The sequence below is a fragment of the Yersinia pekkanenii genome (assembly GCF_001152565.1).
In the GTDB taxonomy this organism is placed as follows: Bacteria; Pseudomonadota; Gammaproteobacteria; order Enterobacterales; family Enterobacteriaceae; genus Yersinia; species Yersinia pekkanenii.
The window spans coordinates 46,288-56,453 of sequence record NZ_CQAZ01000012.1; the positions used below are offsets into that span (position 1 = coordinate 46,288).

Genomic DNA, 10,166 nt, shown 5'->3' on the forward strand with positions numbered 1-10,166 from the left:
TACTCATTATTTAATGATTAATTCAGATATAAGGGATTATAACGTGAAAAATAAAAGTCTTTTTTTATCTATTATAATGTGTCTGTTATATTCAGAAATAGCCTCAGCCAAACAAATATCAGTTCAAAATATAATGGAACACATAGTCTCTGACATGATAATTCACCCTGAAAATATCCCACCGATTTGTGCCTACGCTGACAATTACTTTAAAGGAAAAAAACTCTGCTTTTCCTCATCAGATATAATTGGCCTTGTATTAAAAAATAAAATGCAAACCCCTAAAATTAGCCAAATAATAACTTATCAAGATGTGCATTCTTTTACCTTACCAGACAGTATTATGACGAAAGCATTGCAACAAGCTGCCAGAGTGGGAAAAGTAACTCAACCACTCGGTTGTGATACAGCGTGTATTATTACGCAGAAAATGGTGATACCTCTCTCGGCTATTTTTTCTCGCTACACCCAAGACATACAAAATCAAGAAAGATCCGTATTACTCAGTTTTGAATCGAGTGATAATACGTTCAATATAAGTTTTAATAATTATCTGGACGTTACTGTTGACGATGGATTCGTTTCAATACTGCCGCCGAATTCACAGCAAATTGACTTCCCATTACGCGCAGACGCAACCCATATTTCTTTTCTGCTTTCTTGGTATAAGAATGAGTTATTGCTGAGTTATTTGGAAACGGCACAAGGTGAATTACTCCATTTATCTCCGATAGTATCAATGTCTTCTGATGATTTGATTAATCAGCAGAACATTTATCTATCTATCTTTAATAGTGATGACCGAAAGCCGTTGACCCTGCAAAAAGTTCTGATGGCGGTACACAATGAACCTAATAGAGCCAAACGCGGAGCGGCAGGTATAGCAACCTGTTTTTTGTATGGCCCACTGGCGCTCTACAATATCGTCACCCACGGGCGTTGTGGGCAGGTTGAATCTGCATGGCAGCATATTAAAGCATTTTTCAACGGAGATAATACGCCAAATAGAGTCGTAGCTGGCACGGGTAAACCTTTAAAACCCATGCCACTCTTGGTGACCCGCTCACAAGAACTGATCCCCCCGACACTCGCGTTAACGCAGTTAAATACTCAACTCCATGGTCAGTCGCTTACCTTACCTGCGGTTGCCCACCATTGCCAAACCCCATTAGATGATATTATTGGCCGCCGTTATCCCCGACAAATCGGGAATTCTTGTTCTACATGGTTGTCATCGGTATTAGCCGATTTTACTCTACTGTTTGGCAGTAGTTTACGTACCTGGTCCACGGAATACTTGATTCAAACGCTGAATAGCATTTTAGACAGAAGAGCCATAGACACGGACAATGATGCCATTGATGCTTTTATTCGTGAGCCTATTGCGGGCAACCGCTTGATCCAAACTATTACTGATGTCGCCGAGGCGCAGGGCCGATCAGCACTCATAGATAACATCATACAATCCTTCACTCACGCTGAACAAAACTATGCGCAGTATGTACTAAGCCATAGCCCACAAGCTGCCAATCACGTTACCAGCAGCGAAACCTCTGATGCCAGTTGCAGTAGCGACCGTGACTCCGATAGCGCGAGTTCGAATGACAGTGATATAGCATCCCCACAGCAAGCTCAACAATACCCTCTGGGAGGCTATCAGATGCCAATATCCTCCTATGTTTATCAAGAGATATTGCCACGAATACTGCAAAATGGTGCATGGGTTGTACCACAAGAGAGATTCGATATTGAGATAATTCAGGGCACTCGTGAGGAAACCCGTCACAGCATATATGCTTTACTCGAAGCAATTGCTGAATGGGAAAATATATACGCCGAAAAACGCGTTTATTGTGATCGCCATGGCATCTTCTCGACCGCAATGGAAACCAATAGATATGCGGGTCAAACCACCAGCCAATTGATAAGGAGTTACGCGCGCCATTCCCGACAGGATCAGACCATTGTCGTGGTCAGATTTAATCATAGGATTATCAGTGTAAGCACTGCACACAGTTATCTTACCGGTGATAATACGGAGAGACAATTCGGTGTAATCGGGGCAACCTTAACCCATCCAGCTTATGTATTAACACCTCAAACTGAAGGTACAATCCGAGGGGCTGGATCGGCAGCGCTACATGCCATGATCCAACATCTACAAGCTAACAGTGTCACGATGCTTGAAGCGGAAGTAATTTCGACGCCTTCAGCCATTATAAAAAAACGTCTCGGTTTTATCTTTGTCCCTGATACCTACACCCCCCCCTTATCGTCACCCACCCCCCCTTCTCACACTGAGCTTTAACCACCAATGGAACGCGGCCTGCGGTAACACCAGTATTGTACATGCGGATAATACTGTCGGTTTTATCCGCATCCTCCCAACCACGACAACCTCCCGATCATCATAATGACTCTGGTTTGATGCGATAAGTACAGCGGCGGGAACCCGATAAGATATGTTCAACTCGCTCAACGGGAACACCTAATGCCTGCTGGAATACCGCCAGCTCCGCGCGACAGAAACCTTGGCAATGGGTGGCCGCAGCACAAATCGGGCAGTGATTTTCGATAAACAGTAGCGATCCGTCAGCTTCCACCTGTATCTGTGCCATATAGCCTTCACCTGTGCGGATTTCCACCAGCCGCTCAACACGTTCGGTGACATCATCAGCACCGACCATTGCCTGACAATATTGATGACGGATTTCTTGTTCACGGCTATCGATCAGCAATTCAAGGGCGCTGTCACCCAATTGGCTGCGAATCAAACGCAATAGTTGTACCGTCAATTCACCGTGCGCATCAGGAAACTGCGCGTTACCGGCCTCGGTTAACTGCCATAATTGAATCGGACGACCCACTCCGCGCGTTTGCGCCTCAGACATCACCAACCCTGCTTTCGCCAGTTTGACAAATTGCTGTCGGGCCGCTTCGCCTGTGGTACCCAAAATATTGCCCGCGTCACTGGCTTGCAGCGGGCCGCGAGTTTTAAGCAACATCAGCAAGCGTTCAGCAACAGACTGTGGTTGACTGACCGTATGGTCGATATTCATATCTTCCCCGGTATTATTCATGCGTTTTTTATTTTTGATGAATCATTTCCAGCATAACATTTTCCAAGCAAATGGTTGACTTATTATCGATAACTGACCTAAGTTATTCCAAGAACTTACTTGTTTAACCTTATCGTAACAACAAAATCAACTCAACAACCAGAACTCTGGCAGGATGGAAAACGTGATAATAAATGATGCAAGCCGTTGGAGCGATTTGTTCTCCGGTAAGAATGCGGCTTTCGCCATAGCGCTGTCGGGAGGGGTGGTGTTACATGCCATCAATATTTATATTGCTACCACCATTTTACCGTCGGTGGTGTTGGATATTGGTGGCCTGAATCTATACGCCTGGAACACCACTTTATTTGTCACCGCCTCGATCCTCGGCTCGGCCCTTTCCGCCCGTTTACTCAGTGGTTACGGCCCACGCAGCGCCTATTTATTCGCTTCATTAACCTTTATGTTAGGCAGCGCCCTGTGTGCCATGGCACCGAATATGCCACTAATGCTGGTGGGTCGAACCGTGCAGGGCTTGGGGGGCGGCTTCCTGATTGCTCTCTCTTACGCCATGATTAATCTGGTATTTCCACAATCCTTGTGGCCACGAGCAATGGCGCTCATTTCAGGTATGTGGGGCGTGGCCACCCTGATTGGCCCGGCCATTGGCGGTATATTTGCTGAAATGAATGCCTGGCGTTTTGCTTTCTGGACTTTGCTACCGGTGACGCTGATTTATGCCATTTTTACCTGGCGTATCCTACCAGCAGGCCGCTCCAGCACCACTGCCGTCTCTACTCTGCCGGTGACACAATTGGTGTTATTGACGGCAATTGTGCTAACCATTTCCGCCAGCAGTATTGCCAGCAGCGGAATAATCAATATGGTGGGGATAGGAGTGGCAGCATTACTGTTAGTGCTGTTATTCCACATTGAATCCCGCGCCACCTCCCGTTTACTACCAAGGGATGCCCTGCGGCTTAGTTCCCCTCTGGCGGCACTTTACATCACCATTTCATTATTGATGATCGGTATGACCAGTGAGATTTTTGTCCCTTACTTCCTGCAAACCCTACACGGTCAGTCGCCTTTAGTTTCTGGTTATATCGCTGCGGCTATGGCTGCTGGTTGGACAATATCTGAAGTGATGAGCGCCGGTTGGAAAAAAGCAGGCATTCGCTGGGCAATTATTAGCGGCCCCATCATTGTATTAGTGGGATTAGTACTGCTGGCCATTTTAATGCCAACAGGCTCACTCGGCGGCTGGGCGCACATGGCTCCGATCGCTATCGCACTGACGTTAGTCGGTTTTGGTATCGGTTTTGGCTGGCCGCACTTGCTGACACGTATTCTGCAAGTTGCCGCTGAAGAAGATAAAGATATTGCCGGAGCTTCGATCACGACGGTACAGATGTTTGCCACCGCAGTAGGCGCGGCACTGGCAGGTATGGTTGCTAATTTGTCTGGCTTGAATGATCCCGGCGGTATCATTGGTGCAGAGAACACTGCCCATTGGCTGTTTACCCTATATGCCATCGCACCCGCACTGGCGATTATCACCGCGCTACGTTGCGCCGCCATCCGCTCGCATACCCTTACGGCTAAAGATATTGCCCGCAGCGAAGTGCCATAAATCGACATAACCAACCTGCCAACGCGGGTTGGTTTTCATGAGTCGTAACATTATGAGGCTGATTAGCACTTGATCCCACGGTAGTGTTCGCTGGTATGCTGGCGTTAAATCTTAATATTAATCTCGTTTACCCAAAGTTATTGAGGTTGCAGGTAGGCGGCAAGTGAGCAAATCTCGATGAGCTTACACAAGTAAGTAATTCGGGTTTGTGAACGTAGCCAACACCCCTGCGGCTTCAAGTACAAAGGGTAAATTGCTGGAGTTTGTGATGAAGCCTTCCATTGTATTGTACCAACGTATTCCCACCGATCTGCATCAGCGTTTGGAGCAACATTTTACCGTAAACAGTTTTGATGGTTTAGCGCCGGATAATCAACCTGAGCTATTGGCTGCGCTGCAACAGGCGGAGGGGCTTATCGGTTCCGGCGGTAAAATCGATCAAGACTTTTTACAGCTAGCTCCGCGTTTACGTGCCGCCTCAACCATTTCCGTCGGTTATGACAACTTTGATCTTGATGCCCTCAACCAGAGTGGCGTGATGCTGATGCATACTCCAACCGCCCTGACAGAAACCGTGGCCGATACCCTGATGGCATTGGTACTGTCCACCGCGCGTCGGGTAGTCGAATTGGCTGAACGAGTCAAAGCCGGTGAGTGGCAAGGGAGTATTAGCGATGATTGGTATGGTGTTGATGTGCATCATAAAACCATCGGGATCCTGGGTATGGGCCGCATTGGTATGGCGCTGGCCCAGCGGGCACATTTCGGTTTCAGTATGCCGGTGCTATACACCAGTCGCCGCCCGCACGAAGAAGCCGAAAAGCGTTTTGGCGCACGCCATTGTTCGCTGGATACTTTGCTGGAACAAGTTGATTTCCTTTGTATCACCCTGCCACTGACCGAGCAGACTTACCATATGATTGGCCGTGAGCAACTGGCTAAAATGAAATCCAGTGCAATTCTGATTAATGCGGGCCGAGGTCCGGTAGTTGATGAACCCGCGCTGATTGCTGCGCTGCAAGATGGCACTATCCATGCCGCCGGATTAGATGTATTTGCGCAAGAGCCGCTATCGGTAGATTCGCCATTACTTAAATTACGCAATGTGGTAGCCGTGCCACATATTGGCTCCGCCACCCATGAAACCCGCTACAACATGGCAGCCAGTGCCGTGGATAACCTGATTGCCGCATTGACCGGTACTGTAAAAGAAAACTGCGTCAATCCGCAGATATTGCAGAAATCATAAGCTCATCCGTTAAATCCGCTGGCCTGTAATTATTGCCGGCCAGTGTTAACTACCCTCTGACTTTTGGTGGTTCCCGATAGGTATGAAACACACGAAGTATTTGAATCTCACTGTTTTTGAGCCGCAATAGGGTTTCTCTCAAATAACCACTGATACTCGTGTTCTAAGTTTGCAGCGGTTTTCCTTAACCCTCTTACGTTCATTATTTATCCTTATCCTGAACGGCTACACCCATTCTTTTAAAAAGGGTATTCATTCCATTTTTGGAGACGAAATCTTGCTGTTCAGCCTCGATAATAGCTTGTTTTATTTCTGCAATTTGCCATGCCTCACGATCCAGAAAATCCTGGATTGCCTGCCCCGCCAGATAAGATTTAGTCCGCCCAGTCGCCTCGGCAAGTAACGACAACGGGCTAACAAGCTCATCAGGTATTCTTACTGATATAACACTCATTTTTTCTCTCCATACAGCGAAGTTACAATGTATATATTGTAACTTAGGCTAAAAAGCAGCCAATTCGAAGTATCAAAATAACGCCTCCTCCGCCCCGCTCCTCCCCACAAAGTCCGCTCAAGGAGGAGGTTATTTATTCATCAAGCGGCACACTGAAGCTGCCTCAATCCGAATAAAACTCTCGAACCCACAATAGGAAGATGTGCCATGAAACATCTCAAAATATCCCTGCTACTGCTGCTTTCACCCGCAGCAATGGCGAACTGGTCACTATCGCATTTCCCGGCATTTACTGAGCAGGACAGCGGTGTTTTCCTCAGCAATAGCGCACTGAGCAAAGGTGAATACCCGCTCAAGTTTTATCAGGATAAACAGTGTTGGCAGCCCAGCGGGCCGGTGAAATTGAATCAGACTTTTTCGCTGCAACCTTGCCAGGATCAGGCCGATATCCAGTGGCGGCTATTCCGTGATGGCCAATATCAAGCGCGCATTGATACCCGTAGCGGCACCCCGACACTCACCTTAAGCATCAAAGAACCCGCCGCCACCGCCGTCAGCGTAGTCATACACCGTTGTCAGCGCTGGGATGGCCAGCCGGTTACCGTTGATGTCAGCAAAACCTTTGCCGAAGGTGAAATGGTGCGGGATTTCTATTCAGGACAGACCGTAAAAGTCTCCCTCGGTAAAATCACCCTGCAACCCACCGCCGAAAGTGGCGGCTTACTGCTGCTGGAATCGGCGCAAACTCAGCAGGCCGCACCTTTCAGTTGGCAAAATGCCACCGTTTACTTCGCCCTGACTGACCGGTTCAAAAATGGCAATCCGGCCAATGATCATAGCTATGGCCGCCACGGCGATGGCATGCAGGAAATAGGCACGTTTCATGGTGGTGACCTAGCTGGGTTAACCGAAAAACTGGATTATCTGCAACAACTTGGCGTCAATGCTCTGTGGATCAGCTCGCCGCTTGAGCAAATTCACGGCTGGGTGGGCGGCGGTACCAAAGGTGATTTCCCCCATTATGCTTACCATGGCTATTACGGACTGGATTGGACCCGCCTGGATGCCAATATGGGTACCGAGCAGGAGCTGCATAAGCTGGTTGAACAGGCGCATAAACGCGGCATTCGTATTCTATTTGATGTGGTGATGAACCATGTGGGTTATGCCACGCTGGCAGATATGCAGAGCTATCAATTCGGGGCGCTCTACCTTCAAGGCGATCAATTAGAAAAAACACTGGGTAAAAACTGGGCCGACTGGACACCCGGCAAAGGCCAAACCTGGCATAGCTTTAATGATTACATCAACTTTGGTGATAAAGCTGCCTGGGATAACTGGTGGGGTAAAAAGTGGGTCCGTACTGATATTGGCGATTACGACTCCCCCGGCTTTGATGACCTCACCATGTCATTAGCTTTTCTACCGGACATCAAAACAGAATCCACCCAAGCCAGCGGCTTACCGGTGTTTTACCGTAATAAGCCTGATACCGCCGCGAGGGAAATTGCCGGTGCCACACCACGTGATTACCTCACTCATTGGTTGAGTCAATGGGTTCGTGATTATGGTATCGATGGTTTTCGGGTTGATACCGCCAAACATGTGGAAAAACCGGCCTGGCAACAACTTAAGCAGCAAACCACCGCCGCATTGGCCACCTGGAAAGCGGCGCACCCTGAGCAGGCGCTGGATGACTTACCGTTCTGGATGACCGGAGAGGCATGGGGCCACGGTGTCATGAAGAGTGATTACTATCAAAACGGCTTCGATGCCATGATTAACTTTGATTTTCAGGATCAGGCAAAACAAGCATTAGCGTGCTTCTCATCCATTGACGGCACTTACCAGAAAATGGCTGATAAACTGCAAAATTTCAATGTGTTGAGTTATATTTCCTCACACGATACCCGATTATTTTTTAAAGATGACGCGCAGCAATCATTGGTAAAACAGCAACGAGCGGGCGATCTGCTGTTACTGGCCCCAGGTGCAGTGCAAATCTTCTATGGCGATGAAAGCGGGCGAGAATTCGGCCCGACCGGTTCAGACCCGTTGCAGGGTACCCGTTCAGATATGAACTGGAGTGAATTATCAGGAGCTAAAGGCGCGCTATTGGCACACTGGCAGAAAGTCAGCCAGTTCCGCGCCCGTCATCCGGCGATTGGCGCAGGGGAACAACAATCGCAACAAACCACTGATTATTATGCCTTTAGCCGCCAGCATCAGGGCGACAAAGTGCTGGTCGTTTGGGTCGGAGACAAAAAGGAATAATCAGCGTATTATCCCGCAATAACACTTCCTGCCGACATTTTCACGCGGCGGGAAGAAATCTTTCCGCATTGCGTCCGCTTTTATCTGCGAGTATGGTACTTGTTCACTTACGGATAACAATAAATTTTCATTTATGAAGTTCTCACTTTTCGGCGACAAATTCACCCGCTACGCGGGTATTACCAGATTGATGGACGACCTCAACGACGGCCTTAGAACCCCAGGTTCTATCATGCTTGGCGGCGGCAATCCGGCGCATATTCCTGAGATGGATGCTTACTTTCAGCAACTTTGTCAGGACATGCTGGAACGCGGGCAATTGACCGAGGCATTGTGCAATTACGATGGGCCACAAGGCAAAGACTTGCTGTTAAAAGCGCTGGCGAAAATGCTACGCGACCAGCTGGGTTGGCAAATTGAGCCACAGAATATTGCACTGACAAATGGCAGTCAGAGTGCATTTTTCTACTTATTTAATTTATTCGCCGGGCGCTATGCGGATGGCAGCCGTCGTCGAGTCTTGTTCCCGCTGGCCCCAGAGTATCTCGGTTATGCCGATGCCGGCTTGGATGAAGACTTATTTGTCTCTACCAAACCGAATATTGAGCTGCTACCTGAAGGCCAATTCAAATATCACGTCGATTTTGATCACCTCAATATTACTGATGATATTGGTTTGATATGTGTATCACGGCCAACTAACCCTACCGGTAATGTGATTACTGACGAAGAGTTAATTCACCTTGATGCTATCGCTCAACAGCGCGATATTCCGCTATTGATTGATAATGCTTATGGCGTGCCATTCCCCGGTATTATTTTTACCGACGCCACCCCACTGTGGAACCCGAATATCATTCTGTGCATGAGTCTGTCGAAGTTGGGCCTACCAGGTTCACGCTGCGGCATTGTTATTGCCGATGAGAAAGTGATTTCGGCTATCACCAATATGAATGGCATTATCAGCTTGTCTCCCGGCAGCATGGGGCCAGCCATCGCCGCGGAAATGATTGCGCGTGGTGATTTACTGCGTTTATCCAATGAAGTGATTCGGCCATTTTATTTTGAGCGGGTACAGCAGACCATCGCTATCTTGCGCAAATACCTGCCACCTGAACGCTGCTTGATCCACAAACCCGAAGGGGCCATCTTCCTGTGGTTATGGTTTAAAGATTTGCCGATCAGCACCGAACGACTCTACCAGCGGCTGAAAAAACGGGGAGTATTGATGGTCCCAGGCCACTACTTCTTCCCCGGACTGGGCTATGACTGGCCACATACCCATCAATGCATGCGGATGAATTATGTGCCAGCACCGGAACAGATTGAAAAAGGTGTCGCCATTCTGGCTGAAGAGATTGAGCTGGCATTTCAGGAAGCGAAGTAAAACAGAGATCCTTGGCTTCAATAACAGAGTAAAAGCGGAGAGAACAGGCCGATCGTAAAGACGCCGTAAATCCGTACTTGGGGGCTCGTGCCGCGCCATCCCTGGCGCGG

At 48.3% G+C, this 10,166-nt stretch carries 7 protein-coding genes; 5 read left to right on the forward strand and 2 right to left on the reverse strand.

The window, feature by feature from the left end; all coding sequences use genetic code 11:
* Positions 1-43: 43 nt before the first annotated feature.
* Positions 44-2,308 carry a hypothetical protein gene (locus AEP37_RS07945; protein WP_049612182.1) on the forward strand — a complete coding sequence of 755 codons (2,265 nt, stop codon included), beginning with the start codon at positions 44-46 and terminating at the stop codon, positions 2,306-2,308.
* Between the two features lie 100 nt (positions 2,309-2,408).
* On the opposite strand, the gene AEP37_RS07950 is transcribed toward AEP37_RS07945, so the two are convergent.
* Positions 2,409-3,059 (reverse strand): helix-turn-helix transcriptional regulator, encoded by a 651-nt coding sequence (locus tag AEP37_RS07950; RefSeq protein ID WP_049612292.1) that lies wholly within the window; start codon positions 3,057-3,059, stop codon positions 2,409-2,411.
* Positions 3,060-3,234: 175 nt separating this feature from the next.
* On the opposite strand from AEP37_RS07950, the gene AEP37_RS07955 reads away from it, so the two are divergent.
* Positions 3,235-4,692: an MFS transporter gene (locus AEP37_RS07955; protein ID WP_202905479.1), complete on the forward strand. Its 1,458-nt coding sequence runs from the start codon at positions 3,235-3,237 to the stop codon at positions 4,690-4,692.
* A 268-nt stretch (positions 4,693-4,960) separates the two neighbouring features.
* Positions 4,961-5,941, forward strand: coding sequence for a glyoxylate/hydroxypyruvate reductase GhrB (ghrB, locus tag AEP37_RS07960; protein ID WP_049612183.1), 981 nt, complete (start codon positions 4,961-4,963; stop codon positions 5,939-5,941).
* Positions 5,942-6,143: 202 nt separating this feature from the next.
* Here the strand turns inward: ghrB and AEP37_RS07965 are convergent, their stop codons facing one another.
* The gene (locus tag AEP37_RS07965; RefSeq protein WP_049612186.1) at positions 6,144-6,395 is read right to left on the reverse strand and encodes a CopG family ribbon-helix-helix protein; all 252 of its coding nucleotides are present in this window, start codon (positions 6,393-6,395) and stop codon (positions 6,144-6,146) included.
* 207 nt (positions 6,396-6,602) lie between these two features.
* On the opposite strand from AEP37_RS07965, the gene AEP37_RS07970 reads away from it, so the two are divergent.
* Both AEP37_RS07970 and AEP37_RS07975 read left to right on the forward strand, forming a co-directional pair.
* A complete protein-coding gene (locus AEP37_RS07970; RefSeq protein ID WP_049612188.1) occupies positions 6,603-8,669 on the forward strand; it encodes an alpha-amylase in 2,067 nt (688 codons plus the stop codon).
* Positions 8,670-8,802: 133 nt separating this feature from the next.
* Positions 8,803-10,056, forward strand: a complete 1,254-nt coding sequence (locus AEP37_RS07975; RefSeq protein ID WP_049612190.1) for a valine--pyruvate transaminase — start codon at positions 8,803-8,805, stop codon at positions 10,054-10,056.
* Positions 10,057-10,166: the final 110 nt, after the last annotated feature.

Excerpts from the sequence above, each read along its gene's own strand:
- AEP37_RS07950 (WP_049612292.1), bottom strand. The coding sequence starts at position 3,059 with ATGAATATCGACCATACGGTCAGTCAACCACAGTCTGTTGCTGAACGC.
- AEP37_RS07955 (WP_202905479.1), top strand. The coding sequence starts at position 3,235 with ATGGAAAACGTGATAATAAATGATGCAAGCCGTTGGAGCGATTTGTTC.
- ghrB (WP_049612183.1), top strand. The coding sequence starts at position 4,961 with ATGAAGCCTTCCATTGTATTGTACCAACGTATTCCCACCGATCTGCAT.
- AEP37_RS07965 (WP_049612186.1), bottom strand. The coding sequence starts at position 6,395 with ATGAGTGTTATATCAGTAAGAATACCTGATGAGCTTGTTAGCCCGTTG.
- AEP37_RS07970 (WP_049612188.1), top strand. The coding sequence starts at position 6,603 with ATGAAACATCTCAAAATATCCCTGCTACTGCTGCTTTCACCCGCAGCA.
- AEP37_RS07975 (WP_049612190.1), top strand. The coding sequence starts at position 8,803 with ATGAAGTTCTCACTTTTCGGCGACAAATTCACCCGCTACGCGGGTATT.